The organism is Bacillus sp. YBsi01 (genome assembly GCF_038406745.1).
GTDB classification, from domain to species: Bacteria; Bacillota; Bacilli; order Bacillales; family Bacillaceae; genus Bacillus; species Bacillus siamensis.
The window spans coordinates 170850-197032 of the sequence record NZ_CP151679.1; the positions used below are offsets into that span (position 1 = coordinate 170850).

Here is a 26183-nt window from a genome sequence, read left to right on the forward strand (position 1 = left end):
GAAAAAATATTAAAGCACAAACCTGATCAGGAGCTTTTTTATGAAAAGTAATCCTAAGGGATATGCGTTTCCGGCGGAGGATCATCATGCGTTCATCGCTTGAATACCCGGGTTCGGCGAAAACGGCTTTTCCTTCAGGCGAAATCTTCGCGGTAAAGTGCGGGATTGACATAACGAAACGCACGATGGCAGGAATCGTGCGTTCGGAATTCTTTATTTGACGACAGACATGCTGACGCTGCTGCCTGATACCGTCACTTTGGCAAAGTCCTGTGTATCCACCACAGGTGTGACTGCTTTATTGTCGATCGTGATGTTTGTAAAAGCTGTTGAGAAGTTTGATTTGATGTAAGGGCGCTGATCCTCTGATGTGACCGCAACAGTGGCGAGCGCTTTCCATTTTGAGACTGAACTTACATTTGTTTGGGCGAGTTCTGAAATGATGCGGCCGGTGTACCCGTCATTATTCGTGCCCCAATATGTGGCGCGGGTATTGCCGTTCAGATTTTTGTAAATGGTCAGCTGTACGGTGCTGCCGGGCCGGAAGCCTTTCGTATAGGTGAATTGGCTTTCTCCTTCCAGATACCGGACCTGGCTTTGCCCTTTTGAGCCGACTTTCATGATCGGTTTCCATACATGATACGTTTCACTGTACTGAAGCCCGATATCGGCCTCCGTGCCTCCGGTAAATCCTGAGTAAATATAGGCTGTCCCATTTGACACCTGAATCGAGCTCGGAAGCTGAATTTTCGTGACGAGAACAGAGCCCGTACTGTTCAGGTAGGCCCTTCCGCCGATTCCTTTGCTGAGCTGGGACGCCGCTTCCGCCGTATTGGGGCTGATGACCCCTGGAATATCCGCAGTACATACACCGAATAGAACGGCTGAAGTGAGCACACCCGCAAGAAGCCCTTTTTTCACCATCATTTCTCCTCCTATCATCATAGTCAGATAGCGCTATCAATTCATATTATAAAAGGTTTTGGAAGAAATTCCATAAAAGAGATCCAAACAAATGTAAATCGAAACTTTTTTCCTATTTATCTTGTAAATGGAGATTATTTGAACTATGCTATGTTCAGCAATACTGCATCACTCTGGAGAGGGGATAGATAGAGGATGAAAAAGACGGCAGCTGTGCTTTTGTCTTTCGGTCTGGTGTTCGGATGTTCATACGGGGCGGGGCAGACGGCAGAAGCGAAAACAAAGGTGAAAACGTATCAAAACTGCAAGGCGCTGAATAAGGTGTATAAGGGCGGCGTGGCCCGGACGTCAAAAGTGAAAAACAAAGGCGGCAGAACAAAGTACAAGCCGTATGTCTCAAAAGCGCTTTACGATGCAAATAAAAGACTTGATCGTGATAAAGACTATATCGCATGTGAGAAATAAAAAAACAAGCCTCTTTAAAGAGGCTTGTTTTTTTACATTGATTCGATGGTGGCGGCGGTTCCGTATCCGATTAATTCGGACGTGTTCTGTCCGGCGGTCAGTTCGAACCGCAGGCCGACGATGGCGTTCGCTCCGAGCTGCTCCGCTTCTCTGATCAGCCGTTCTTTCACCGCTTTTTTGGAGTCTTCCAGCATTTCGGTATAGCTTTTTAATTCGCCGCCGACAACAGATTTTAAGCCTGCAAGCAAGTCTTTTCCGATGTGACGGGACTGGACGATACTGCTTGTCACCAGGCCTTTTACTTCCGTAATCTGTTTTCCGGCGACGGTTTCAGTTGTTGTCATGATCATGCGGCTTTCTCCCTCCATATGTCTTACCGCTATTTTACCATTAAGCCGCCTTTTCGGCTGCGCTGATTTGTTTTTTTCTGACTGCGGCACTGACTGCAAACATGACGGCAGTGTTTAAAATCAGCGCGATGATGCCTGTATTCATGTCTTTCACGATTTGCGGAAGAAACGGAAAGAGGGTTCCGATGGTTGATTCGGTCAGCGTGATGAAGGCGACCGTCCCGACCCCGGCCGCTATGCCGGCAAAAGCGCCGTGGCTTGTGATAAAACGCCGCTTCGGCAGGCTGAATAAAAGCGCGGGGAAAAGCTGGGTGACAAGGCTGTAGCCCATTAAAAGCAAGGTGACGATGGTATTTCCGCCTTTCAGCGTAAAATATACGGAAATCAGCGCGATAACGGGTACGGCATATTTAGCGAGCCGCGAAACTTTTTTGTCAGTCGTGCCGGGCCGGATTGCTTTGTACACATTTTTGGCGAACAGCGTGCTTGAGGCCATGAGTATCATTGAACCGGGGACAAGCGCCGTCAGAATGCCAGCCGATCCGATCAGTCCGACAAACCAAGGATCAAAGGTTTTCACTGACAGCTTTAATAAGGCGAGATCCGTGTCCGCCCCTTTTAAACCGGGCACCTGCAGAATCGCCGCAAATCCGGTAAAGATGACAAACAGCAGGACAAGCTGATAAAGAGGCATGATGATCGCGTTTTTCCGAAACACTCGCGGATGCTCCGCCGAATAGGAAGCGGCAAAGGTATGGGGCCACATATAAAAGCCGAGAGCGGTCAGCAGGACGGTTGAGCTGAACCATGAAGGGCTCTGTCCGGTTTCAGAAAGTGTAAGAAATCCGGGTTTTGCGGCGTCGATTTGTTTGAACATCTCCGCAAAACCGCCGTAGTAATGAATGGGAAGATAAATGCCTAAATACAGGACGATGCCTAAAATCATGATATCTTTGACGACTGATATCCACGCTGAACCGTGGATTCCTGAAATCATCACATAAATCGTGATGGAGACAGCGCCGATCCAGACTGCGGCTGATGGCGGAATCTGGCCGTACGACGTTGCTGAAACAATTAATCCGAGCCCTTTCAGCTGCAGGACGAGATAGGGGATGAGAGATGCGATGCCGACGAGCGATACGAGAATGCCGAGGAGCGGGCTGTTGTATTTTGAAGTAAAAAAATCAGATTGCGACATCAGTTTGTGCTGTTTGGCGTATGTCCACACGGCAGGCAGAAGCCAATATGACAAAATGTAGGCAAGACAGCCGTAAGCGATAATGTAAAAGGCGGGACCCCCTTTTCCGTAAGCCCATCCGCTTCCGCCGAGGAATGTGAAGGTCGTGTAAATTTCTCCCGCCATTAATAAGAAGACAAACATCGTGCCGAAGCCGCGTCCGCCCACCGTCCATTGTTCAAGGTCCATCTTTTTTCCTTTTCGGGCGCGGATTCCGAGATATACACAAAACAGGAGCACGGCGGCCATTACGGGAAATGCGGCGTTCATTCCGTCTCACCCGCCTTGTTTTCTTTGTCCAATTTGTAAACCGCAGCCATCAGAACAGAAGTCAGCACCGCCCAGATGACGACATATGCGAGAATGAAAGGCATTCCGAAAACATAAGGCGTCACCCGGTTGGCGAATGGAATGCCGGCGAGAATTCCGAAAAAGGGCAGGGCAGCGAGAACATGAATCAGTTTCATAACATTCCTCCTTTTCATTGAAAACAGCGTGTCCCGAATTATAAAGAAAATCATGTCGAATGTATAGTGTGAATAGTCTGAATTTTATTGATTGAAAGGAAAAGCAGTCCCGGCTGCTTTTTAAATGGCTGCAAGAGACAGGTAATATTCCAATAAGGCGGTTACCTGTTCCCGTATTCTCGGGTTGAAATAACGGTGTTTTTCTTCATAGCCGTTAATGGTGCATATATAAAGTGTAAATGCTTCATCTCTTTGGGCTTCGTATATTTTGATTTTACGCTTTCTTAACTCTTTTCGAACATCACTCAAATCCTTTTGTGCTAATTTTAAAGAGCAGCTGATAAGCTGTTTATAGGGTTGTTTTAATTTGAACGGGCACGAATCAAGCGCTTCGAGATCCCGATTCAGAATGGCGGCTGCCATGGGCAGAAACAGCCCTTTTTCGATGAGGTCGCGGGTGCCGCTCCGGATGTCAGGCATAAATACTCCTTCTTTCTTAAAAGAGAACATTTGTTCTTATTTTATACTCGCTTACACGATATTTCAAGTCGGAAAATCTCGTAAACATTTTCGTTTTTTGGAGATAATGTGTAGAATAAGGATAGACAAACTCGTTAAGGAGTATAAACGTTGGAGCAATTTTTATCATATTTCACTGAGGAACAGCTGACGGAATGGTTCCAAAGCTATAGAGCTTTCGGCCCGGCGGCTGCGGTTTTACTGCCTTTTATTGAAGCGTTTCTTCCGTTTTTGCCGCTTGTTGTATTTGTGGTGGCGAATACGAATGCATTTGGACTGTGGGAAGGTTTTTTTCTGTCGTGGCTCGGATCTGCGGCAGGATCACTGCTTATGTTTTATGCAGTCCGCCGTTTCGGACAAAAAAGAGCTTTCGGTTTCATCCGCAGGCATCAGACCATAAGGCGGATGATGCTGTGGGTTGAGCGGCACGGTTTCGGTCCGCTGTTTATTTTACTTTGCTTCCCCTTTACGCCGTCCGCTGCGGTTCATATCGTTGCCGGCCTGTCACGGGTGGGGGCGCTGCAGTTTGTATCAGCCGCCGCTATGGGGAAAATGGTCATGATCTTTATGATCAGCTTTATCGGGTATGACCTTCACGCGCTTTTTACACAGCCTTTCAGGATGGCGGGCGCCTTAACGGTGATCGCGGTGCTGTGGTATGCAGGAAAGCATATCGAACGGCGTTTACAGACGAGGATCAGTCAGCATGAGAAAGACGGAGGGAGACAGGAATCTTGAAAAAACGATTTTGGTTTATAGCCGGCGTGCTTATCGTTGTTTTGGCCATACAATTAAAAAATGCCATTTTTATTGATTATAAAGTCGAAGGAATCAGCATGAATCCGACCTTTAAACAAGGAAATGAGCTGATAGTCAACAAGTTTTCCCATCGTTACAAAACGATCCGCCGTTTCGATATTGTCCTGTTTAAAGGCCCGCACCACAAAGTGCTGATCAAACGTGTCATCGGGCTCCCGGGCGAGTCGATCGCTTACAGGGAAGACCAGCTGTATGTGAATGGAAAACGGGTTTCAGAACCGTTTTTAAAACCGTTAAAGTCATCATTGTCCGCAGGCAGCCATGTGACCGGTGATTATACATTGAAGGAAACGACCGGGCGCAAAAGCATACCGAAGGGACAATATTTCGTTATTGGCGACAATCGCATATACAGCCTCGACAGCCGTCATTTCGGACCGATTAAGGATAAAGACATCGTCGGGGTCATCAGTGAATCAGACGCCAAGTGAACGGCGTCTTTTTTTCGGAAATGATTGTCAAAAAGCAGAGGAAAGACTATAATGGAGATTGTTACGCGTGAAACAAAAATCAAGCGTTTTATTTTTGATGATTTTGTTGCGCGCGTAACAATAAATACGAAAGAGGGCTGATGAGATGGAAACACAAGCTGCCATTATCGGGGGAGGTCCGGTCGGGCTTATGCTTGCATCAGAACTGGCGCTGGCCGGAGTGAAAACGACTGTCATTGAACGATTGAAGAAGACGGTGCCATATTCCAAAGCGCTTATCATGCATCCGCGCACACTTGAGCTTTTTGCCATGAGAGGCATATTGGAACGCTTTTTGGATAAAGGGACGAAGGTGTCTTCCGGCCATTTTTCCATGCTGGATACACGGCTGGATTTTTCTCGGCTGGATACGAAGCAGAATTATTCGTTAATGCTGCCTCAGGCAGAAACGGAGCGGATTTTGGAGGAGTGTGCATCAAGTCTCGGCGCAAACATCATCCGCGCGGCGGAAGCGGTGTCCGTTACCCAGACGGATGACGGAGTGGAGACGGTGTTCCGGGATGAAAGCGGTATCCGCACCCTGCGCAGCTTATATGCCGCGGGTACAGACGGAGCGGGGAGCATTGTCCGGAAACAGGCAGGCATCGCTTTTTCGGGCACTGATGCCGACTTAATAGGAACCCTCTGTGATGCCGTTTTGAAAACTCCGCCCGAATCTGCCTTTTTTTCAACGTGCCGTCTGGCGGGATCGGTTGTCATTGTCCCTCTTACGGACGGGCTTTTCCGCGTCCTGATCGTTTCTCCGCACGCTCCGCAAAAGCGGAAAGAAGAGCCGGTCACAGAAAAAGAGCTGAAAGAAGACCTGCGGCAGATATGCGGCACTGATTTCGGATTGAGTGATCCGGTGTGGACGTCAAGGTTCGGCAATGCCGAGCGTCAGGCCGAACAATACCGCTCAGGCCGGGTTTTTGTGGCCGGTGATGCGGCGCATATTCATTTTCCCGCAGGCGGCCAAGGGCTGAACACGGGACTTCAGGATGCCTTCAACCTCGGCTGGAAGCTGGGGGCGGAAATGAAGGGGAAAGCGGCGCCTCATCTTCTGGACAGCTATCATCAGGAAAGGCACAGCGCGGGAAAAGAAGTGTTGCACAATATAAAAACCCAGATCAAGCTCATGGATTTTACCGAGTCGGGGATGGCATTAAGAGATACGATGACCGCTTTGCTCGATTTTCAGGAGGCCAACCGTTTATTGGCGGGAAAAGTATCCGCGCTTGATCTGCATTATGAACCGGACCCGGAGCTGCCGCCGCATACCCTGAACGGAAAACGGCTGCCCGATATAGAGCTGATTCTTCATGACGGCCGGCCGGCCCGGCTGTATGATTTTCTTCACAAGGGCGGCTTTGTGCTGCTGGCATTAAGAGGAAGCATTCCCGCCGGTATTGATACGGACAGCGTGGCGACTGTCAGGGCGGCGCTTTTTGAAACACGTATCGGCTGGGATGACGTCCATTCTGTTTTGATCCGGCCAGACGGCCACGCGGCTTGGGCGGCCGGCGGCTCGGGACGTGAAGCGGAAGAAACCGTACTGGCCGGTTTGGAGAGATGGGGACTTATCTGATACGCTTTTTTGCGCCTGTGTGATTGTTTCTTCCGTAACAAAACGTTATAGTAAAGGAAACAATTCATACGGAAGGGTGACTCAGCAGTTGGACAGAAGACAGCCAGACCATGCAAAACACATGATTCTTGAGGGGCTGACAGACATTTTCCACGAGCAGGAGAGGTGTCAGGAGGACATCAGGGCGTCATTAGCCGAACGGATGGACGAACTCCGAGAAGAAAACGGCAAAAAACTTCAGCTGACCTTGACGGAAATACACATTTTATCTTGTATCGGAGATCATGAACCGATCAATGTCACATCAATAGCAGAAAAAATGAAGACGACAAAACCGACCGTGTCGAGAAGCTGCGCGAAGTTTTTAGAAGCCGGCTTTCTGCGCAGAACCCGGCTGAGCGACAATAAAAAAGAAGTCTATTTCCGGCTGACTCCTGCCGGAAAAGAGCTGCATTCCCTTCATCATGAATACCACGAAATGATAAAAAAGCGGTTCTTGGCGTTTTTGGACCGCTATACAGATGAAGAACTGTTATTTGCTGAACGGCTGTTCCGTGATCTTTCAGCAAACTGGCGCTCTGTAAATGGCGTCGGAGAGCTGTTCAAATAAAAAACACGCATATGGATGCGTGTTTTTTTATTCGGCTCATGTTCCTCTTTCTGCCCGGCCTCTATCGCCGTGCGCCCTTTTCAGCTGAGAAAGGTGGTGCAGCAGGCGATAGAAGGGTGGAAGCATGGCGATGACGAGAACGATCCTGATGACCTGAACCGCGACGACGAAAGTCGAGTCCTCATGCAGGGTGATCGAAGTCGCCGCCATCTCGGCGATTCCGCCGGGAGAGAAGGCGAGAACGGATGTAATCATGGAGATGCCCGTTAATTTAGAAACGGCAACTGCACTCAGGATCATTGCGGCGATTAATCCGACGGAGGAAATAAATCCGATCGTAAGCACTCTGGACACGCCGGTGAACATGCTTTTGTACATTTTTGAACCGATTGTGGCGCCGAGAAAAATTTGTGACAGCTGGTTCGCTTCCGGCGGCCACCAGGCCAGCATATCTTTTCCCGCTAAGGCGGACACGCCGATTTCCGCGGCAGCAACGCCGATCATGCTGCCGAGCAGCCAAGGGGCAGGAAATTTCAGCCGTTTGGCGGCCTTACTTGCAAGCCAGGCAGCCAAAATAAATCCGGCCGTTAACAAGACGGGAATAAGGCCCGGATGTGAAGCTCCTGCTGAAACGGCTCCGGCTGATGTCTGAGCCGTACCGTTTTGTTTGGTAAATAAGAAAATGACGAGAAACGGTATTGTCATGACAACCAAAAGGACACGTGTCAGCTGAATGAGACTTACAATCGCGGTGTTTGCGCCGACTTCCTGGGCGATACCGGGCATGGCGGATAAACCGCCCGGCGCCGTGCCTACAAAGCTTGTCATCATGTCCGTCCGGCTGAACCGAAAGAGCACATATCCGGAAACAAGCGCCATCGCGATAGAGAAAATCAGCATGAAGCCTACCGGAAGCCAATGATCCCGTAAAACTGAAAGAACGGACAGGTTCAGTTTTTGGCCGAGTTCGATGCCGAGAATCATTTGTCCCGCCGCAAGCCATCTGCGGTTAATCCCTCTTCTGTCAGCCGCCATGAACAGCCAGCGGGGCCTCGTCATGGAGAGGATGCAGCCGGCGGCCAGCGTTCCGAGCATCCAGGCGATCGACATTCCTGTAAGCGAAAGAAGAAACCCCCCTGCCGCACTGATGAGAATAAACCAGATATCCGTAAGGAGATGTTTGTCTTTCTTCAATGAAAACCCTTCTTCCTGAAACATTCATATTAAATTGTTAAGCTCGTTAACCTTACTATTACTATAGTATAGATTTTGAGATAAATAAATGATGAATTATTTCTCATAATCCATTCATTTTTCTTATCATAAACAAAAAAAGCTCCGGAGAAGGGGGAGTGCACCCTACTCCGAAACCTCGCCGGCCTTTCCTTTCCACATAAGGGTCAGGCCCAGACCGAGACATAAGACCACGCCTGCGAACAGAAACGGGAAGTGAATATTCATATCAAATAAAATACCGCCCAGAGCCGGGCCGAAAATGGTTCCTAAACTCGTGTATGTTGAATTCATTCCGGCGACAAACCCCTGCTGATTTCCTGCGATTTTCGATAGGAAAGTAGTCAGTGCCGGGCGCAGTAAATCAAACGCAAGGAATATAATGCAGGTGACAGCAAGCACGGGCAAAAATCCTGACATCACCGTAGAAACGAAAGCCAGCACAGCCCCGATGACCAGACAAAGCTGAATGACTTTTTTCTCCCCGAGGAAGTTGACAAGCTTGCCGAATGCGAGCACTTGGATGATGACCGCAACAATGGAGCTGAACGTAATAATAACGGCGATATCCTTTGGTGTAAAGCCGAATTTATGGTTTGTAAATAAACTGAACACCGTTTCGTACGCTGACAGCCCGAATGCCAGCACAAAGACGATGATAAAGGCGATCAGGTAGCTTGGGTGAATCGACTTTTTCAAATCTTTTAAGAAGGTTGACTCTTTGACGCTTTCCATCTGCTGGGCGCGTTCCTCTTTAGTCAATGGCTCTTTCAGCATAAAGACAGAGGAAATCACTGCGATAAATGCAATTCCCGCCGCAAAGAAAAACGGCATACGGACACCGTGATCGGCAATAAATCCTCCTATGCCGGGCCCGATGATAAACCCTGTGCTGATGGCGGCAGATACATAGCCCATCGCCTTAGATCTTTCCTGCACTGTCGTAATATCTGCGACATACGCTGTAACAGCGGGCATGATAAAAGCGGCGCTGACGCCCCCCAGCACCCTTGCAAAGTACAAAACGCAGACATGTGTACCCAACCCGAAGGTCAGCTCGGATAATGCGAACAGAAACAGCCCGGCGAGAATCATGATTTTTCTGCCGAAGCGGTCAACCCATCTTCCCGCAATGGGGGATGCGATTAATTGCGCGACGGCAAAGGCAGCGACAAGGTATCCCATTGTGCTGCCTGTCAAGTGCATCACATTCATAAACAGCGGCATAACGGGAATAATTAACCCAATCCCTAAAAACGCAATAAATATGTTGCTTAATAAGATGATGAGTACAGCTTTTTGTTCTCTAATCGGTTTTTGCATGTTGTTTCTCCTTTGTCAGCTGTCCTGATTCTATTGATCGGCATTGATGACTCCGTGAATAAACACAGAGATGGCTTCTTTTTGCAATTCTCTTCTTTGCTGAATGGAATCGTTTTTATATAACACATCCAACCCGTAAAAGACAGACAGCAGGATTTTCACTTTTGATTCGACATGATGAATGGACCAGCTGCCGTCTTGATTTCCCTCTGTTAAGATATCTCTCATCACATCGTCATATTCAATATCAATTTTATTGAGACGTTTTACGACCTCCTCTGACGTAAACGCGCTCGCATAAAACTCTTCGCTTGCTCTCATCAGCGGGTAATTGATGCTCATCCGGCTGAGCAGTTCTGCAAAGCCCGTCAGCTTTTCGGCAGCGTCTTTCAAGTCAGCTTCCATTTCCCTCCACGTCTCAATCATCACGCGGTGATCCTCTTCCATGATATGAAGAAACAGAAACTCTTTTCCTTTAAAATGATGATAAAGATTGCCTTTGCTGATCTCGGCCGCCTCTAAGATATCCCGAATTGAGGTTTCTGAATAACCTTTTTTTGCAAATAAGTCACGCGAAGCGGATACGAGCTTTTTCTTCGTCTTTTCGCTCTTTCCGGCGCCGCCTTTTGTATTTGTCACATCACACAAATCCTTTCCGCCAAGTGAGGCTCGGTTCCTTAAAAACCGACCGGTTGGTTTATTTTATTATAAAGTGTTTTTGCTGATTATACAATGAAGAAGTTGTCCGTTTTTTAGAGAGGATCACGCAGCTCGAAAAATAAACCCCATTCTCTCCTATTGAAAGAATGGGGTTTGTCTGCGGTCTGAATGCTCCCGGCGGAGGAACGTTATTTTCCGGTATTTGCCTGGGTATAGCTCGTGTTCGGTGCGTTTGATACCGTTCCCCCTGTATGATGGGAAGGAGAGTGGGTCATATCGTATAAAAACCAGACGGCATGACGCTGCTCGTCAAATGCTGTTCGGGCAAATAACCGCTTCGCTTCCGGGTGCACCGCTCTATCGGATGCCTGCAAATAAAAATCATTCGTTTTCTGCTCATCATAAAACGCCGCCCTCAGTCCTTCTCTGTATGTGTGCGGACAATGTTCCGTCTGTTTCGGCGTCAACTGGTTTCCGGTAATTGAAGTATACAGTGAAGAGAAGGCGTGCAGGTGGCGCATTTCTTCCTCTCTGATATGTTCGATTCGTCTTCTGATTTCTGCGGTCGGCGCTTTTTCGGCTAATATCGAGTAGCAGATCACAGCGCTGTATTCGCCGTTAATGGATTTTATCAGATCTTTTATAAGAACAGAGTCGTCGCCGCAGACGGCTGTATAATGAAAAAAATTCTCGTGCATTGGACTCACCCCCGGATATTTATAGGGTATTATACGGCGATAGCCCGTGACATGTGCGGATGTCATGCTTATTCTTGATCAAGCGGCGATGTGATATGGTCATTATATGTATCGACAAACAGCCGGCCGTTGCTTCCGCGCACCGCGTATACGACCTCTTCGGGTGCAAGGTTTCTCTTGTCCAATTCTTCTCTGAGCCATTTTTCCGATACGTGGTTTTCTTCGAAATTCTTCGTCACCAGCTGGCCGTCCATAATGAGCTCAACGGCAAAGTTCTTTTCGTGTCCTGCAAAAATGCCGAGATCCTGTCTTGTAACGGGCGCGAATTCCGGTTTGACCTCCACGGACATGCTGCCGTTGGTTTCAATGATGGCCGTCTGAACCTGAGAAATGTCAAATACATCATTTACACGAAGCTGCTGGTTCAGATAGTCGAGGGTATAGCGCATCGTTTTCATATTATGCTCAAGTATTTTTCCGTTTTGAATGATGATGGTCGGTTTGCCCGCAAAGAAACCCCTGGCAGTTCTGTTTTTCATAGAAAGATATGCGACAAGATAAATGATGATCACGAAAATCGTGTAAGCACTGACAGTAAAATGAATCGGCAGTTTTGTATTAAACGACAGATTGGCTGTGATGGCGCCGAGCGAGATGGCCGCAATGAAATCAAAAAGCGTCATCTGTGATATGGTTTGTTTTCCGAGTATCCGGGCGCCGATAAACAAAATGCTGAACGACAGAATCGTTCGCACAATCACTTCGAGATATTCTGACATCATATTTAATCCTTTTTGTCTTTAATTTGGTCAAAAACGATATTTTTTAAAACAGTCATCCCGTTTTTACCAGCAGATGAGATTGGTCATTTTCGTCAACTTTCGATAAAATGTAGAAAGATAAAAAGAGAGGGGTCTTCTAATTTGGGTGTTGAGTTTTTAGTAGGCAGATCGGGGAGTGGGAAAACGAGGCTGATTATCGACAGCATTCAAGATGAACTGCGCCGGGAGCCGTTCGGGAAACCAATCATTTTTCTAGTCCCGGATCAAATGACGTTTTTAATGGAATATGAGCTTGCTAAAACGCCGGATATCGGCGGCATGATACGCGCTCAAGTGTTCAGTTTTTCGCGTTTGGCGTGGCGCGTGCTTCAGCATACCGGAGGCATGAACCGTCCGTTTGTGACGACGACGGGTGTGCAGATGCTGTTGAGGAAGCTGATTGAAGAGCATAAGCACGATTTTAAAGTGTATCAAAAAGCGAGTGACAAAACCGGGTTCACTGAGCAGGTGGAACGGATGCTGACAGAGTTTAAGCGTTACTGTATTGAGCCTGAAGACGTCCGCCGCATGGCGGAAAGCGGAACGGCGTCAGAATATCGCGGAGAGCGGATGCTGTCTGAAAAACTTCATGACTTAGGCATTTTATATCAGCAGATGGAAAGAAGCCTCGCCGGCCACTATCTGCATTCAGAGGATTATTTGACGCTGCTCGCCCAGCAGCTTCCGTTAGCGGATGTTGTAAAAGGCGCCCGGGTTTACGTCGACGGCTTCTATCAATTTACACCGCAGGAATTAAGGGTGCTGGAGCAGCTGATCATGCATGCTGAACATGTCACATTCTCGCTGACGGCGGACAGCCCTTCGGGAGAACAGGCACCGGATGAGCTCGATCTGTTCAGAATGACGGGAAGCACATACTATAAGCTTTATCAGACGGCAAAGGAATTGAATGCCGATATTTCCTGCAAGGAACTGCATGGCACGAAAAGGCATCAGCATGTGCCGGAACTTGCCTGCATAGAGTCGCAATACGATGTGCGTCCCGCTGCGGCGTATACCGGCCGGCAGGAAGCGTTTACCGTCATACAGGCGCAAAACAGAAGAGCTGAGCTTGAGGGTATTGCCCGGGAAATTCAATCACTTGTCCGGGACGGAGGATACCGGTACCGGGATATGGCGATTCTCATCCGCCAGCCGGAAGATTATAAAGATTTGCTCAAGGAAGTGTTTGCAGATTACGGGCTTCCTTATTTTATTGACGGAAAAGCTTCTATGCAGCATCACCCGCTTATAGAATTCATCCGTTCAAGTTTGGATGTCGTGAAGGGGAACTGGAGATATGAAGCGGTGTTCCGCTGTGCGAAAACCGAACTGTTATTCCCGCTTGACCAGCCGGTGCAGAAAATAAGAGAGCAGGTCGATCAGCTTGAAAACTATTGTATCGCCTACGGAATTAAAGGGGAGCGCTGGACGAACGGCGAGCGGTTTGTATACAGGCGCTTCGTATCGCTCGATGAGGATTTCGCGCAGACGGATCAGGAAATAGAGATGGAGCAAATGCTGAATGAGACGAGAGAATGGATGGCCGCGCCCCTCGTCCGGCTTCAAAACCGGATGAAAAAAGCGAAAACGGTTCAAAGCATGGCGGAAGCTCTTTATCTCTTTTTGGAAGATACCGATGTTCCCCTGAAGCTGGACCGGAAAAGGCAGCAGGCCGAAGAGGCCGGAAACATGATTGAAGCGCAGCAGCACGGCCAGGCATGGGACGCCGTTATCCAGCTTCTCGAGGAGTTTGCCGGCATGATGGGTGAAGATGAAATGTCTTTGGCGCTGTTCCAGCAAATGATTGAAACGGGAACGGAATCACTTCATTTTTCTTTAATTCCCCCTGCGCTTGACCAAGTGTTTGTAGGGAATATGGACCTGTCAAGAATGTACGGCACGTCCTGCACGTTTGTCATCGGGGCCAATGACGGCGTTCTTCCGGCGCGCCCGGATGAAAACGGCGTGCTGTCCGATGATGACCGGGAGTGGCTGAGAGCGGTCGGAGTGGAGCTGTCTTCGGCGGGGCGTGAGCGGCTGCTTGATGAGCATTTTCTCATCTATATGGCGCTGTCAAGTCCGTCTGACCGTCTGTATGTGTCATATCCGATTGCCGATGCGGAAGGAAAAACGCTTCTGCCCTCAATTGTTGTAAACAGGCTTGGCGAGCTGTTTCCCGACCATCAGGAAAAACTGTCGGCTGCTGATCCCGAGCAGGTAAGTGAAGAAGAGCAGCTTCAGTATCTCGTCAATAAACAGGTGGCGCAGACGTATACGGCAAGCCAGCTCAGGCTGTGGACAAGAGAGTATGAAATCAGTGATGTATGGTGGAGCGCATACAATGTGCTGATGAAAGAGCCTGATCACCGGCGCGCGAAAAAGCTGTTTTCAAGCCTGTTTTTCCGCAATGAGGCAAAGCGTCTTGAACGTCCTGTTTCGCGCCAGCTTTACGGCGAGCACATTAAAGGAAGCGTCTCCCGGATGGAGGCGTTTAATGCCTGCCAGTTTTCCCATTTTGCATCTCACGGGCTTCAATTAAAAGAGCGGCAGTTTTTCAAGCTGGAAGCGCCCGATATCGGACAGCTGTTTCACTCCAGCCTCAAGCTGATTTCAGACCGGCTTCGTGAGCAGAAGCTGGAATGGCGCGATCTGACGAAAGATCAGTGCCGGAATTTCTCCTATGAAGCGGTGGAACGGCTTGCGCCAAGGCTGCAAAAAGAAATTCTGCTCAGTTCAAACAGACACTTTTATGTGAAGGAAAAACTGCAGAAGATCGTCACGCGTGTCTCTGGCATATTAAGCGAGCATGCGAAGGCGAGCGGTTTCGTCCCGATCGGCCTTGAACTCGGTTTCGGCGGAAACGGTCCGCTGCCTCCGCTCACTTTCACGCTGAAAAACGGCTGTACGATGGAACTCGTCGGCCGGATCGACCGCGTGGATAAAGCGGAAAGTTCAAAAGGCCTGCTGCTTAGAATCGTGGATTACAAATCAAGCGACAAGGGGCTTGATCTGGCTGAGGTATATTACGGGCTCGCTCTGCAAATGCTCACGTACCTTGACTTATCGATTACACATTCAGCGGATTGGCTCGGCATGAAAGCGACACCCGCAGGCGTTTTGTATTTCCATATCCATGATCCGATGATTCAGGCCAGTCTGCCGATGGGGCTTGATGAAATCGAGCAGGAAATTTTCAAGAAATTTAAAATGAAAGGCCTTCTCCTCGGTGACCGGGAGGCAATCAGCCTGATGGACACGACTTTGGAGGAAGGACGTTCAAATATCATTAATGCCGGTTTGAAAAAGGACGGTTCTTTAAGATCCGATTCAGCCGCAGTCAGCGAACAGGATTTTCATCTCCTGACAGACCATGTGCGGCGGACATTTGAACAGGCGGGCGAAGCGATAACGGACGGGCTTGTGTCCATTACCCCGTATAAGCTGAAAGATAAGACGCCTTGTACGTACTGTGCGTTTAAATCGGTGTGCCAGTTTGATGAGTCTCTTAAGGAAAATGAATACCGCAGCCTGAAAGCGGAAAAAGACGGCACCATACTGGATTGGCTGAAAAAGGAGGCGGATGATGATGCAAATTCCTAAACCGAAAGACAGCATATGGACGGATGACCAATGGAGCGCCATCGTTTCTTCCGGCCGCGATATTCTGGTCGCTGCCGCAGCCGGATCAGGTAAGACCGCCGTGCTCGTGGAACGGATGATCAGAAAGATAACCGCGGAGGAAGATCCGGTTGATGTTGACAGGCTCCTTGTGGTGACCTTTACAAACGCCTCAGCAGCGGAAATGAAGCATCGGATCGCTGAAGCATTAGAAAAAGAGCTCGCCAAAAATCCGGGATCTCTCCATATCAGACGGCAGCTCTCTCTATTAAATCGGGCGAGCATTTCGACACTGCACTCTTTCTGTCTGCAGGTGCTTAAAAAATATTATTATATGATTGATCTTGACCCGGGCTTTCGGATGGCTGACCAGACGGAAGGCGAATTGCTCGGAGACGAAGTCCTTGATGAGCTGTTTGAGGATGAATACGCAAAAGGGAATCAGGCGTTTTTTGAGCTTGTGGACAGATATACGACGGACAGGCATGATTTGGATCTTCAAGATCTCGTCAAGCGGGTGTACGACTATTCACGGTCTCATCCTGATCCGGAAGCGTGGCTGAAAAGCTTTGTCCGCCTATATGATGTGACGGAAGAAAGCAAAATGGAAGAGCTGCCGTTTTACGAGTATGTGAGAGAAGATGCTGAAATGGCGCTCTTCGGGGCAAAGCAAAAGCTTGAAAAGGCGCTTGAACTGACAAAAGCGCCCGGCGGGCCGGCGCCGCGCGCTGATAATTTTCTGGATGATCTTCAGCAGATAGAAGAGCTGATCAGCTGCCGGCATGACTTTGAGGCGCTGTATGAACGGGTTCCCGCGGTCACATTTAAGCGGGCTAAGGCGGTAAAAGGTGATGAATTTGACAAGGCGCTTTTGGATGAAGCGACCGATTTGCGAAACGGCGCGAAAAAACTGATCGAAAAATTAAAGACCGATTACTTTACAAGAAGCCCGCAAGATCATTTAAAGAGTTTAACAGACATGAACCCTGTCATTGAAACGCTCGTTCAGCTCGTGATTTCGTACGGAAAACGATTTGAAGCGGCGAAACAAGAAAAATCAATCATTGATTTCTCAGATTTGGAACATTACTGTCTGGCGATTTTAACTGCGGCTGATGAAGACGGCCGGCGGGTGCCGAGTGAAGCGGCAGTTTATTATCAAGAGCAGTTCCGTGAGGTTCTGGTTGATGAATATCAAGATACCAATCTTGTGCAGGAATCTATTCTGCAGCTTGTGAAAAGCGGGAATGAAGAGGCGGGAAATCTGTTTATGGTAGGCGATGTCAAACAATCGATCTACCGATTCAGACTTGCCGAGCCGCTGCTGTTTCTCGGGAAATATAAAAGGTTTACAGAAAGCGGGGAAGGCGCGGGGCAGAAAATTGACCTGAACCGAAACTTCCGCAGCCGCTCCGATATTTTGGACAGTACGAATTTCTTGTTTAAGCAGCTGATGGGCGGCAAAATCGGCGAAGTGGACTACGATGAACAGGCGGCATTGAAGCTCGGTGCGTCGTATCCGCCGAATGACGCGGCGGATACGGAACTGCTGCTGATTGACAGTGCTGATGATGCAGACAGCTCCGAGGATGCCGAAGATTTTGAAACCGTGCATTGGGAAGCAAAAGCGATAGCCGGGGAGATCCGGAAGCTTGTTTCATCTCCGTTTAAGGTCTATGACGGCAAAACCAAAACACACCGGAATATCCAGTACCGGGATATCGTGATTTTGCTGCGTTCCATGCCATGGGCGCCGCAATTGATGGAAGAACTGAAAAACCAGGGCATTCCGGTGTACGCCAATTTGACGTCAGGTTATTTTGAAGCCGTGGAGGTGGCTGCGGCGCTTTCAGTCTTAAAGGTGATTGACAACCCGTATCAGGATATTCCGCTTGCTTCCGTACTGCGCTCGCCTATTGTCGGCTGTGACGAAAATGAACTTGCGCTGATACGCCTGGAAAAGAAAAAAGCGCCGTTTTATGAAGCGCTGAAAGCATATATAGCGAACGGTGACAGACATGACGAGCTGTATCAAAAGCTGAGAACATTTTATGACAATCTGCAAAAGTGGCGGTCATTCTCGACGAATCATTCGGTAGCTGAGCTGATTTGGGAAGTATACCGCGATACAGGATATTTTGATTATGCAGGCGGCATGCCTGGCGGAAAGCAGCGCCAGGCCAATCTGCGCGTCTTGTATGACCGGGCGCGCTCGTACGAAGCGACGGCGTTCCGCGGGTTATTCCGCTTTTTGCGGTTCATTGAACGGATGCAGGAGCGCGGCGATGATCTGGGGACGGCGCGGGCGCTCAGCGAGCAGGAGGATGTCGTTCGGCTGATGACGATTCACAGCAGCAAAGGGCTTGAATTCCCTGTCGTTTTCACCGCCGGACTCGGCAGAAGTTTTAATATGATGGATCTCAACAAATCATACCTGCTTGATAAAGAGCTCGGTTTCGGAACAAAGTATATTCATCCGGAACTCAGAATCAGCTATCCGACTCTCCCACTTGTGGCGATGAAGAAAAAAATGCGCAGAGAGCTCTTATCAGAAGAATTGCGCGTGTTATATGTGGCGCTGACAAGAGCGAAGGAAAAGCTGTTTCTCATCGGTTCCTGCAAAAACAGGGAAAAACAGCTGGCCAAATGGCAGGCGCAAGCGGACAGGGCCGATTGGCTTCTCTCTGAATTCGACCGCTATCAGGCGACATCTTATTTGGACTTTATCGGGCCGGCGCTTATCCGCCACCGTGACATGGAGGCGCACAGGCCGCCGGGTCTTTCGGCTCCGGAGGATATCGCGCACGACCCGTCCCGTTTTCATATCCGGATGCTGCATCAAAGTGAACTGCTGGAAGATAACCCAAAAGAACGGGCTGAAGAAAAGAGCAAACGTCTCAAGGCGATTCAGCAGGGCGAGCCGATTCCTGATTCGTTTTCATTTGATGATCAGGCGCGCCGTCTCCTTCAATGGGAATACCCGTACCGAGAGCTGACGGCTATCAGAACGAAGCAGTCAGTTTCTGAGCTGAAGAGAAAGCAAGAATACGAGGATGAATACAGCGGCCGCTCCCTCATCAAACCGTCAGGGGACACGCTTTTATACAGACGTCCCGGTTTTATGATGAAAAAGGGGCTGACGGCCGCGGAAAAAGGGACGGCGATGCATACAGTGATGCAGCACATACCGCTGACGCACGTTCCGACTGCCGAAGAAGCGGAGCGGACGGTTCGGACGCTTCACGAAAAAGAGCTGCTGACAGAAGAGCAGCGGGACGCTATTGATATCGACGACATTATACAGTTTTTCGAAACTGAAATCGGGAAAGACCTTCTCGGGGCGCGGCGGATTGATCGGGAGGTGCCGTTCAGTATGGCGCTTCCGGCCGGCGAGGTGTACAAGGATGCAAAAACGGCCGGTGAACCGCTGCTCGTGCAGGGGATTATTGACTGCCTCTACGAAACGGCGGACGGACTCTATTTGCTGGACTATAAAACAGATCGGATAGAGGGGAAATTCCGGAACGGATTTGAAGGCGCGGCCCCGATCCTGCAAAAAAGGTATGAAACACAAATCGAATTGTATACAAAAGCGATTGAACAAATTACAAAAACGAAAGTGAAAGGGCGTGCGCTCTATTTCTTCGATGGAGGTCACGTTCTTACACTGTAACAAGATCCGAAGCTCCTTTTTGGAGCGGATCTTTTTTTCTATCAGAAAAGTGAGGTGAATGCGGTATGCGCATTTTACATACAGCTGACTGGCATCTCGGCAAAACGCTTGAAGGCAGAAGCCGGCTGAGTGAGCAGGCTGAGGTATTGGAAGAGCTGAATACCATTGTCAAAGAAGAAAACATTGATGCGGTCATTATGGCAGGAGATGTATTTGATACGGTCAATCCGCCTGCGCTCGCTGAACAATTGTATTATGAAAGTCTTTCCGCGCTTTCTGACGGCGGAAAACGCCCGGTTGTCGTCATTGCCGGAAACCATGACAATCCTGACAGGCTGGCGGCGGCTTCTCCGTTAACAGATGAGCGGGGCATTCATTTAATCGGCTATCCGCGGACAGAACCGGTGCATATCGAGGTGCCGTCGGCGGGCGAGCTGTTAGCCGTTGCCGCACTGGCTTATCCGTCAGAAGCGAGATTAAACGAAGTGCTGTCTGATACATTTGAGGAAAAGCTTCTTCGCGATCATTACGATGTGAAAATCAGAGAGGCGTTTGCCCGCATGTGCGGACTGTGCCGGGATGATGCCGTGAAAGTCGCGGCGAGCCATATTTATGTCGCAGGAGGAAATCAGACCGATTCAGAGCGTCCGATTGAAGTCGGGGGCGCTTACACGGTCGCCGCTGAAAGCCTGCCGGCTGATGCGGCTTATGTGGCCCTCGGCCATCTTCACCGTCCGCAAACGATTAAGCGCGCCAAAACGGCTGCCCGCTATTCCGGTTCTCCGCTGGCATACAGCTTTTCAGAAGCCGGTTATGCCAAATCGGTGACGGTGGTAGAAGCGAAGCCCGGCGGCGAAGCGAAGTGGGAAGAGATTTTTCTGTCCTCGGGTAAACCGCTTGTCAAATGGAAAGCGCAGGGGCTGAGCGAGGTTCACGGCTGGCTTGATGAAGGGCGTGACCGGAATGCCTGGATTGATCTTGATATCCATTTGACGGATCAGCTTTCTCTTGAAGAAATTCACCGGCTGCGAAAGGCGCATCCCGGCTTTATCCATATCAGGCCGGTTTTTGAAGAAAAAGAGACCGGCAATGACCGGATTGAAGTGAAGCACATATCAATTGAGGACCGATTTAAGAAGTTTTATGAAAAGCAAACAGGCGGCGCCGTGCCGGATGAGGAGATGGTCAAGCTGTTTTTAGAGCTTGCGTCAGCAGATGATGAGGAGGATGCGACATGAAGCCGATTCTGTTAACGATAAAAGGGCTTCACAGCTTCAGAGAGGAACAGACGATTGATTTTGCCGGACTGTCCGGAGCAGGCGTGTTCGGAATTTTCGGCCCGACGGGAAGCGGAAAGTCGTCGATCCTTGATGCTATGACACTCGCTTTATACGGAAAGGTGGAGCGCGCCGCAAATAATACGCACGGCATCCTGAACCATGCCGAAGATCAGCTCGCCGTCTCTTTTACATTCGCGCTTCAATCAGGCCACCGGGTGTCCTATAAGGTCGAGCGCGTTTTTAAGAGAACGGATGAAACGAAAGTGAAAACCGCCCTCTGCCGCTTAATTGAAATCAAAGACGAACAAACCGTGCTTGCTGATAAAGCGAATGAAGTGAACAAAAAGGTGGAAGAGCTTCTTGGCCTGACCATTGACGACTTTACAAGAGCCGTCGTGCTGCCGCAAGGAAAGTTTGCCGAGTTTCTGTCGCTTAAAGGCGCGGAAAGAAGACATATGCTGCAGCGTCTTTTTAATCTGGAACAGTACGGGGACAGGCTTGTCAAAAAACTGCGGAAGCGCGCGCAGGAAGCGGCGGCGAAAAAAAATGAAATGCTTGCCGAACAATCCGGCCTCGGAGACGCGGGAGAAGATGCGCTGAAGCAGGCGGAACAGCAGTTTCACGAAGCGAACGAACGGCTTGAAGCAGCTGAGAAGAAACGGGTCCGGGCAAAAGAGCGTTTTGAAAGTCACCAGGAGATTTGGAACCTGCAGACAGAAAGAGATGAATATGAGCGCCGCCGGGAAAAGCTTGAGGAAAGGCGCCCGTATATCACGGATTTGACTGAGCGTCTTAAAGAGGCGGAAACCGCTCTCGCCCTTGAGCCGTACGCAGAAAGCTATTCGGAAGCCGTACGCCGGCAGCAGCGCGCCGAACAGGAGCACGAACTGGCCAAACGGAAATCAGAGGCGGAAACCGCTTCATTTACCCGGCAAAATGAAGCCTATGAAGCGTGGCGGGTTCATAAGGCTGAACAAGAGCCGAAGCTTGTCAAGGAAGAAGAATTGTATCAAAGACTGTCAGCCGTTGAACAAAAGCTGCTTGAAGCGAAAAAAGAAGCGGAAAAAACAAAGGCGGAGCACCGCAAAAAAGAGGAAGAATACGAAGCCGCCTCGAAACAGCTGACCGCAGTGAAAGACCGCCTGATCCGCGGCCAAAACAGGCAGAATGAACTGAAAGAAGAGCTGAAGGCAGTTCAGGTGACCGCTGATGAACGGAAAAAATGCCAGACCGCCGCACAGCTGGCAGCCGGCTTTCAGCAGACACAGGAACAAATCACGAAAGAACGGGCCAATCTGACAACGCAGATGAAGAACATGGAGAAGCTGAACGGAGAAAGCGAGGCGCTCAGCGCAAAAGCGAAAACGGAAGAAGAAGACATTACGCGCGCTTATCAAACGCTTCAAACCGTTTACCATATGGTTTGTGAAACGGAACGTTCACTGAAAGCCGCGGCCGAACGGGCCGGCAAAACGCAAGCCGACCTGCGCAGGCGCTCAGAGGAAGCGAGAACGGCTGCATTAACAAAAGAATTATCGGAAAAACTGATTGATGGAAAGCCTTGTCCTGTATGCGGCTCGACGCAGCATGACCGTCCGCGCTCCGCTCATGAAACACATTCGCCAGATACGGATGTGCAGGAACGTTTGCAGCAGGTTGAAGCGCTGCTGTCCGAGGCGGCGGCTCTTTCTCAGGAAGTGCTGACAGCCAAGGTTGCATTAGAAGAGCAGTCGGGGCGTTTTACCGAAGAATGTCCGTTCCTGCAAAGCGCCCGGACCCCGGAGCTGGAAGCCGCTTCTTCCATCAGCGGCCGTCCGCTTGATGAAGCGTTCAGCGCCGTCCGCTTGGAATGGAAACAAATGAAGCAGGATATGCTGTCGGTAAAAGAGAAGGTCACGAGACTGATCAGCGCGTATCAGCAGACGGTAAAACAAGCGGAGCAGCTGGCTGAACGAATCCGCTATGAGGAAAAAGAAGCCGAGCGCCTCAGACATTCATTACAAGAGCTTGAATCCCTCTCAGAAAGCCGCTTAAATCAGTACAACGAAGTCTGCGGGGATATCCCGGTAAATCAGGTTGACGCCTGGCAGGCTTCGATAGACGATAAAGACCGGCAGGCGGAAGAGTTTGAGAAGCGCATTGAAACAAGCATCGCATTTCTCAAGGAACACGAAGAAGAGAAGGAGCGGCTGCAGGAGAAGAAGCATCAGCTTGAACGGGAACGGCTCGAGCTTCACTATGCATCAGAGCGCCTGCAGCAGGTGATTGACGAGTATGAACAAGAGCTCGGCACGGCAGCAGAAGAAACATCAATTTCCGCAAAGCTTGAAGCGGTGCGGCAGGAATTACAGCTGTTAAAAACGAAAGAACAGTCCTTATTCGATGCACTGAAGCAGGCTCAGCAATCACTGAATGACGCAAAAGGCCGGGAATCCGGAAGTCTCATGTCACTGCGGGACGCTGAATCCGCCCTTGAGAAAGCGCAAAATGACTGGCGCGTGAGATCAAAAGATACCGGGTTTGCCGAACCGGACCAAGTCAAAAAAAGCCTGCTTCCGCAAACCCGCGCGGAGGAAATGAAAACAGAAATTGATGATTTTCTGGACACCTCAAAGCAGCTTTCGGCAAATATCCGCCGTGTCACTGAAAAATTAGCTGACCGCCGGGTAACGGAAGAAGAATGGACAGCATCGGTTTCTCTGCTGAAGCAGGCGGAGGCTGAGTCAGCCGCAGCCATGGAGGAAAAGGGCGCCCAGGCAAAAGCCTTTGCGGTTATGCAAAAACAGCATAAGCGCTTTAAAGAAATTGAAGCCGAACTGAAAAGCTGGCAGACGCAGATTGACAGACTTGATAAGCTGCAGTCTGTATGCAAAGGCAATACATTCGTCGAATTTTTAGCGGAAGAACAGCTGGAAAGCGTGGCCCGGGACGCCTCTGCCCGGCTCGGAGCACTGACAAGGCAGCGGTATGCCATTTTAGTCGATTCAGAAGGCGGCTTCGTTATGCGCGATGACGCGAACGGCGGCGTCAAACGGCCCGTATCAAGCCTTTCCGGCGGGGAGACGTTTCTGACATCGCTGTCGCTTGCGCTTGCTTTGTCCGCCCAAATTCAGCTGCGGGGTCAATACCCGCTGCAATTTTTCTTCTTAGATGAAGGATTCGGGACGCTTGACCAAGGGCTTTTAGACACCGTTGTCACAGCGCTGGAAAAGCTGCAATCGGATAATTTGTCCGTCGGGGTGATCAGCCATGTGCAGGAGCTGAGAGCGCGCCTGCCGAAAAAATTAATCGTTCATCCGTCCGAACCGGGCGGAAAAGGCACCCGGGTCACATTGGAGATCATGTAAGAAAGGAGAAGGAATTATGGCCGATTCTGCCGAGGGCACATGTGAATTATGCGGCCGCCGCCATGTGCGGCTGACAGAGCACCACTTGACGCCAAAGGAAGAAGGCGGGACATTCCTTCCGACCGCAATGCTCTGCATCCCTTGCCATAAACAGATTCACGCCCTTTATACGAACCGGGAGCTTGCGGCAAGGCTTGCGGGAATAGAAGAGCTGCGGCATGATCCGAAACTTGCGCGGTTTGTGAAATGGATCAGAAAACAGCCGCCGGAAAAGCTTGTGAAAACAAAAAAAGCAAATGAGCGAAAAAAACGCTGAACAAAAAAGCAGCCCTCTCTTTAAAGAGCGGCTGCTTTTTATGCGTTTCCGGTCACATTCTGATCGCTGACATCGGGGTCTATATAGTTTGTCGCATTGACAACGTTGTTTAATAACAGGAAATCTCCGGTATTGCCTGCTCCCGAACCGAGCGCAGATTTAGAAGAGCTTTTTGGAGAAAGGTAAAAGGAATCACCAAAGTTTACGACTCCGCCCGATATGGAATTGATAGCTATAGGTCCGGTAATTGCTGGCATAAACGACACCCTTTATAGAAGTCTCACCGTCATTATATGTCAGGGCTGCGGCGATTGTGAGCTCGGTGACTCGATCTGCCTAATATGTTTCAGCCTCGAATCGCCCAGCACGACCGACGTTGATCCGATTTGAACCACGGAGGCTGACGATACCCCTTGGACTTTCAGATTTCTTACCCGAATCGAAGGGTTTTCATGGCTGAATGCACTTTGAACTCCCGTTTCCGGTAACGGCATGACGGCCGGCTGCCGAAAGATCTGGTATTCTTTTGTGTTAAACGATCCCTCATCGTCTCTGTATACAGCAACACTGCGCTGATCGGCCAATACTTTGACTTTCATATTGATTTCATTCGAATCGCCTGCTTGAAAAACACTCCCGATCCCGACTGAATTGATTTTGGCGTTCCTGAGGCGTGAAATCCGCTTTAACATTATTCCTGAGCCAGCGGCACAAGAGGCCCGATAATGAGAGATTCCGGAGGTGTATCAAAGATGGAAGACAGATAGACGGACTCGGTGTCGCCGATTAATAATAGGGAAGAACTGGACACACCGGTAGATCGGATGTCGCCGACTTCAATATTCCGGTTAATCACTGTAAAAATCATGACGGATCATCACCTTTCATTTCACCTGGTATGTGTTTAATAAAATGCTCGACGGCCCTGACAATATCACGCTTCACGTGTTCGGCAATCTGCTCTGCGTATTGCGCGGGCGTCGTGTTTTCTTCTTTCTGGACTTGGGACAGGTAATACTTAATACGGCTGTCCATCTGCTTTCTGATATCTTCTATAATATGATATTTGTTCGTTTCGTCCAGCCTGCTCTCATACTGTGTTTCGAGCTGCTCTAACAGCACGGGGATTTCTTCATTCAGGTACATATCGACGTTTTGGCGGATTTGCTGCATTTGCTGGCCCGCCTGTTCCTGCTGCATCATTCCGACCTGCGGAGTTGTCTGGCCGACTTCAAAATTTTGCACGGCATTCGGATCAGTCGGATTCAATCCGATATTCAGCGTTCCTTCCAGCCGTTCAATTTTCAGCTGATCAAATTTATATTCGAGCCGATCAATCCTTGTGGAAGGCTGCTGTTTCAGTGTTGATATTTCACTCTGAAATTCTTTCAGCTGCCGTTCGAGCTCCTGAATCTGAAGCGCCTGCTGCTGGACGAAGGAATTTAAATTCTGCAGGTAGGATGAAACCGATTGATCATACATGACATTCACCTCGCGTCTCGTTTCCTTCATTGAACTACCGGCTTGGCGGCTGGAGCGGTACAAATGATGAGGTGCCGGGGCCTCCCCCTGTTGTTACAGTCTGCTGCCCCGCGGTGACAGGCGGCGCCGGCTCTACATAACTCCCTGTGTTATACAGATTGGAAAGAGATTTAATTGAACCGGCGCTCCCGATTTGCAGTATGGAGGAATTGCTGACAGATTCTACACGCATGTAATTGATATGGATCGACTGATTGACGTAAAAATTCATACGGCGCCT

26 protein-coding genes are annotated in these 26183 nt (G+C 49.5%); 11 read left to right on the forward strand and 15 right to left on the reverse strand.

Features of this window, described 5'->3' with window-relative positions; translation table 11 throughout:
- Positions 1 to 86 precede the first annotated feature (86 nt).
- A complete protein-coding gene (locus AADZ70_RS00945) occupies positions 87 to 221 on the forward strand; it encodes a hypothetical protein (RefSeq protein ID WP_342007556.1) in 135 nt (44 codons plus the stop codon).
- On the opposite strand, the gene AADZ70_RS00950 is transcribed toward AADZ70_RS00945, so the two are convergent.
- Positions 214 to 924 carry a YrpD family protein gene (locus AADZ70_RS00950; RefSeq protein WP_342007557.1) on the reverse strand — a complete coding sequence of 237 codons (711 nt, stop codon included), beginning with the start codon at positions 922 to 924 and terminating at the stop codon, positions 214 to 216. The genes AADZ70_RS00945 and AADZ70_RS00950 overlap by 8 nt on opposite strands.
- Before the next feature lie 195 nt (positions 925 to 1119).
- Here AADZ70_RS00950 and AADZ70_RS00955 point away from each other — a divergent pair, with 195 nt between their 5' ends.
- Positions 1120 to 1389, forward strand: coding sequence for an excalibur calcium-binding domain-containing protein (locus AADZ70_RS00955; protein WP_016938305.1), 270 nt, complete (start codon positions 1120 to 1122; stop codon positions 1387 to 1389).
- Positions 1390 to 1421: 32 nt separating this feature from the next.
- Here the strand turns inward: AADZ70_RS00955 and AADZ70_RS00960 are convergent, their stop codons facing one another.
- The 4 genes from AADZ70_RS00960 to AADZ70_RS00975 form a co-directional block, all read right to left on the reverse strand.
- Entirely contained in the window at positions 1422 to 1739 is a 318-nt protein-coding gene (locus tag AADZ70_RS00960; protein ID WP_342007558.1) for a YbjQ family protein, read from the reverse strand.
- A 40-nt stretch (positions 1740 to 1779) separates the two neighbouring features.
- On the reverse strand, positions 1780 to 3249 hold the full coding sequence (locus tag AADZ70_RS00965) for a sodium:solute symporter (protein WP_049628227.1): 1470 nt from the start codon (positions 3247 to 3249) through the stop codon (positions 1780 to 1782).
- Entirely contained in the window at positions 3246 to 3446 is a 201-nt protein-coding gene (locus AADZ70_RS00970) for a DUF3311 domain-containing protein (protein ID WP_003155162.1), read from the reverse strand. Before AADZ70_RS00970 ends, AADZ70_RS00965 begins: the two co-directional genes overlap by 4 nt.
- Before the next feature lie 120 nt (positions 3447 to 3566).
- On the reverse strand, positions 3567 to 3926 hold the full coding sequence (locus AADZ70_RS00975; protein ID WP_016938302.1) for a hypothetical protein: 360 nt from the start codon (positions 3924 to 3926) through the stop codon (positions 3567 to 3569).
- Positions 3927 to 4076: 150 nt separating this feature from the next.
- Here AADZ70_RS00975 and AADZ70_RS00980 point away from each other — a divergent pair, with 150 nt between their 5' ends.
- The 4 genes from AADZ70_RS00980 to AADZ70_RS00995 all read left to right on the forward strand — a co-directional run bounded on the left by AADZ70_RS00980 (position 4077) and on the right by AADZ70_RS00995 (position 7449).
- Positions 4077 to 4703, forward strand: coding sequence for a TVP38/TMEM64 family protein (locus AADZ70_RS00980; RefSeq protein ID WP_016938301.1), 627 nt, complete (start codon positions 4077 to 4079; stop codon positions 4701 to 4703).
- On the forward strand, positions 4700 to 5215 hold the full coding sequence (gene lepB, locus AADZ70_RS00985) for a signal peptidase I (RefSeq protein ID WP_045925291.1): 516 nt from the start codon (positions 4700 to 4702) through the stop codon (positions 5213 to 5215). The genes AADZ70_RS00980 and lepB overlap by 4 nt, the downstream gene beginning before the upstream one ends.
- Before the next feature lie 145 nt (positions 5216 to 5360).
- Positions 5361 to 6839, forward strand: coding sequence for a monooxygenase (locus AADZ70_RS00990; RefSeq protein WP_342007559.1), 1479 nt, complete (start codon positions 5361 to 5363; stop codon positions 6837 to 6839).
- An 88-nt stretch (positions 6840 to 6927) separates the two neighbouring features.
- Positions 6928 to 7449 carry a MarR family transcriptional regulator gene (locus tag AADZ70_RS00995; RefSeq protein ID WP_342007560.1) on the forward strand — a complete coding sequence of 174 codons (522 nt, stop codon included), beginning with the start codon at positions 6928 to 6930 and terminating at the stop codon, positions 7447 to 7449.
- Positions 7450 to 7485: 36 nt separating this feature from the next.
- Here the strand turns inward: AADZ70_RS00995 and AADZ70_RS01000 are convergent, their stop codons facing one another.
- The 5 genes from AADZ70_RS01000 to AADZ70_RS01020 form a co-directional block, all read right to left on the reverse strand.
- Positions 7486 to 8643, reverse strand: coding sequence for an AbrB family transcriptional regulator (locus AADZ70_RS01000; protein WP_269775514.1), 1158 nt, complete (start codon positions 8641 to 8643; stop codon positions 7486 to 7488).
- A 165-nt stretch (positions 8644 to 8808) separates the two neighbouring features.
- Positions 8809 to 10005 (reverse strand): MFS transporter, encoded by a 1197-nt coding sequence (locus AADZ70_RS01005; protein ID WP_342007561.1) that lies wholly within the window; start codon positions 10003 to 10005, stop codon positions 8809 to 8811.
- A gap of 30 nt (positions 10006 to 10035) precedes the next feature.
- Positions 10036 to 10644: a TetR/AcrR family transcriptional regulator gene (locus tag AADZ70_RS01010; protein ID WP_264819952.1), complete on the reverse strand. Its 609-nt coding sequence runs from the start codon at positions 10642 to 10644 to the stop codon at positions 10036 to 10038.
- Between the two features lie 209 nt (positions 10645 to 10853).
- The gene (locus tag AADZ70_RS01015) at positions 10854 to 11363 is read right to left on the reverse strand and encodes a ferritin-like domain-containing protein (protein ID WP_016938293.1); all 510 of its coding nucleotides are present in this window, start codon (positions 11361 to 11363) and stop codon (positions 10854 to 10856) included.
- Positions 11364 to 11431: 68 nt separating this feature from the next.
- Complete coding sequence (locus AADZ70_RS01020) at positions 11432 to 12145, reverse strand: DUF421 domain-containing protein (protein WP_342007562.1); 714 nt, start codon at positions 12143 to 12145, stop codon at positions 11432 to 11434.
- 141 nt (positions 12146 to 12286) lie between these two features.
- Between AADZ70_RS01020 and addB the strand changes: the two genes are divergently transcribed.
- The 5 genes from addB (at position 12287) to AADZ70_RS01045 (ending at position 24421) form a co-directional block, all read left to right on the forward strand.
- Complete coding sequence (addB, locus tag AADZ70_RS01025; protein WP_342007563.1) at positions 12287 to 15787, forward strand: helicase-exonuclease AddAB subunit AddB; 3501 nt, start codon at positions 12287 to 12289, stop codon at positions 15785 to 15787.
- Complete coding sequence (addA, locus tag AADZ70_RS01030) at positions 15774 to 19478, forward strand: helicase-exonuclease AddAB subunit AddA (RefSeq protein WP_342008035.1); 3705 nt, start codon at positions 15774 to 15776, stop codon at positions 19476 to 19478. Before addB ends, addA begins: the two co-directional genes overlap by 14 nt.
- Positions 19479 to 19543: 65 nt before the next feature.
- Positions 19544 to 20716, forward strand: coding sequence for an exonuclease subunit SbcD (gene sbcD, locus AADZ70_RS01035; RefSeq protein ID WP_047476740.1), 1173 nt, complete (start codon positions 19544 to 19546; stop codon positions 20714 to 20716).
- Positions 20713 to 24105, forward strand: a complete 3393-nt coding sequence (gene sbcC / locus AADZ70_RS01040) for an exonuclease subunit SbcC (protein ID WP_342007564.1) — start codon at positions 20713 to 20715, stop codon at positions 24103 to 24105. The genes sbcD and sbcC overlap by 4 nt, the downstream gene beginning before the upstream one ends.
- 16 nt (positions 24106 to 24121) lie before the next feature.
- A complete protein-coding gene (locus AADZ70_RS01045) occupies positions 24122 to 24421 on the forward strand; it encodes a hypothetical protein (RefSeq protein ID WP_045925296.1) in 300 nt (99 codons plus the stop codon).
- Positions 24422 to 24459: 38 nt separating this feature from the next.
- Here AADZ70_RS01045 and AADZ70_RS01050 read toward each other — a convergent pair whose 3' ends face one another.
- The 5 genes from AADZ70_RS01050 to AADZ70_RS01070 are packed head-to-tail and all read right to left on the reverse strand — an operon-like array spanning position 24460 to position 26174.
- Positions 24460 to 24678, reverse strand: coding sequence for a spore germination protein (locus tag AADZ70_RS01050; RefSeq protein WP_045925297.1), 219 nt, complete (start codon positions 24676 to 24678; stop codon positions 24460 to 24462).
- Positions 24679 to 24717: 39 nt separating this feature from the next.
- Positions 24718 to 25113: a spore germination protein GerPE gene (locus AADZ70_RS01055; protein ID WP_095240969.1), complete on the reverse strand. Its 396-nt coding sequence runs from the start codon at positions 25111 to 25113 to the stop codon at positions 24718 to 24720.
- Entirely contained in the window at positions 25113 to 25289 is a 177-nt protein-coding gene (locus AADZ70_RS01060; RefSeq protein ID WP_045925299.1) for a hypothetical protein, read from the reverse strand. The genes AADZ70_RS01055 and AADZ70_RS01060 overlap by 1 nt, the downstream gene beginning before the upstream one ends.
- Complete coding sequence (locus AADZ70_RS01065) at positions 25286 to 25903, reverse strand: spore germination protein GerPC (protein ID WP_045925404.1); 618 nt, start codon at positions 25901 to 25903, stop codon at positions 25286 to 25288. Before AADZ70_RS01065 ends, AADZ70_RS01060 begins: the two co-directional genes overlap by 4 nt.
- Positions 25904 to 25937: 34 nt before the next feature.
- Positions 25938 to 26174, reverse strand: a complete 237-nt coding sequence (locus tag AADZ70_RS01070) for a spore germination protein GerPB (protein WP_007409164.1) — start codon at positions 26172 to 26174, stop codon at positions 25938 to 25940.
- Between the last annotated feature and the right edge of the window lie 9 nt (positions 26175 to 26183).

Coding starts and splice junctions, on each gene's coding strand:
- AADZ70_RS00965 (WP_049628227.1), bottom strand. CDS start 3,249: ATGAACGCCGCATTTCCCGTAATGGCCGCCGTGCTCCTGTTTTGTGTA.
- AADZ70_RS01045 (WP_045925296.1), top strand. CDS start 24,122: ATGGCCGATTCTGCCGAGGGCACATGTGAATTATGCGGCCGCCGCCAT.
- sbcC (WP_342007564.1), top strand. CDS start 20,713: ATGAAGCCGATTCTGTTAACGATAAAAGGGCTTCACAGCTTCAGAGAG.
- AADZ70_RS00960 (WP_342007558.1), bottom strand. CDS start 1,739: ATGATCATGACAACAACTGAAACCGTCGCCGGAAAACAGATTACGGAA.
- AADZ70_RS00955 (WP_016938305.1), top strand. CDS start 1,120: ATGAAAAAGACGGCAGCTGTGCTTTTGTCTTTCGGTCTGGTGTTCGGA.
- AADZ70_RS01050 (WP_045925297.1), bottom strand. CDS start 24,678: ATGCCAGCAATTACCGGACCTATAGCTATCAATTCCATATCGGGCGGA.
- sbcD (WP_047476740.1), top strand. CDS start 19,544: ATGCGCATTTTACATACAGCTGACTGGCATCTCGGCAAAACGCTTGAA.
- addA (WP_342008035.1), top strand. CDS start 15,774: ATGCAAATTCCTAAACCGAAAGACAGCATATGGACGGATGACCAATGG.
- AADZ70_RS01055 (WP_095240969.1), bottom strand. CDS start 25,113: ATGTTAAAGCGGATTTCACGCCTCAGGAACGCCAAAATCAATTCAGTC.
- AADZ70_RS00950 (WP_342007557.1), bottom strand. CDS start 924: ATGGTGAAAAAAGGGCTTCTTGCGGGTGTGCTCACTTCAGCCGTTCTA.
- AADZ70_RS01060 (WP_045925299.1), bottom strand. CDS start 25,289: ATGATTTTTACAGTGATTAACCGGAATATTGAAGTCGGCGACATCCGA.
- AADZ70_RS01070 (WP_007409164.1), bottom strand. CDS start 26,174: ATGAATTTTTACGTCAATCAGTCGATCCATATCAATTACATGCGTGTA.
- AADZ70_RS01005 (WP_342007561.1), bottom strand. CDS start 10,005: ATGCAAAAACCGATTAGAGAACAAAAAGCTGTACTCATCATCTTATTA.
- AADZ70_RS00990 (WP_342007559.1), top strand. CDS start 5,361: ATGGAAACACAAGCTGCCATTATCGGGGGAGGTCCGGTCGGGCTTATG.
- AADZ70_RS01065 (WP_045925404.1), bottom strand. CDS start 25,903: ATGTATGATCAATCGGTTTCATCCTACCTGCAGAATTTAAATTCCTTC.
- AADZ70_RS01020 (WP_342007562.1), bottom strand. CDS start 12,145: ATGATGTCAGAATATCTCGAAGTGATTGTGCGAACGATTCTGTCGTTC.
- AADZ70_RS00970 (WP_003155162.1), bottom strand. CDS start 3,446: ATGAAACTGATTCATGTTCTCGCTGCCCTGCCCTTTTTCGGAATTCTC.
- AADZ70_RS01015 (WP_016938293.1), bottom strand. CDS start 11,363: ATGCACGAGAATTTTTTTCATTATACAGCCGTCTGCGGCGACGACTCT.
- AADZ70_RS00945 (WP_342007556.1), top strand. CDS start 87: ATGCGTTCATCGCTTGAATACCCGGGTTCGGCGAAAACGGCTTTTCCT.
- AADZ70_RS00975 (WP_016938302.1), bottom strand. CDS start 3,926: ATGCCTGACATCCGGAGCGGCACCCGCGACCTCATCGAAAAAGGGCTG.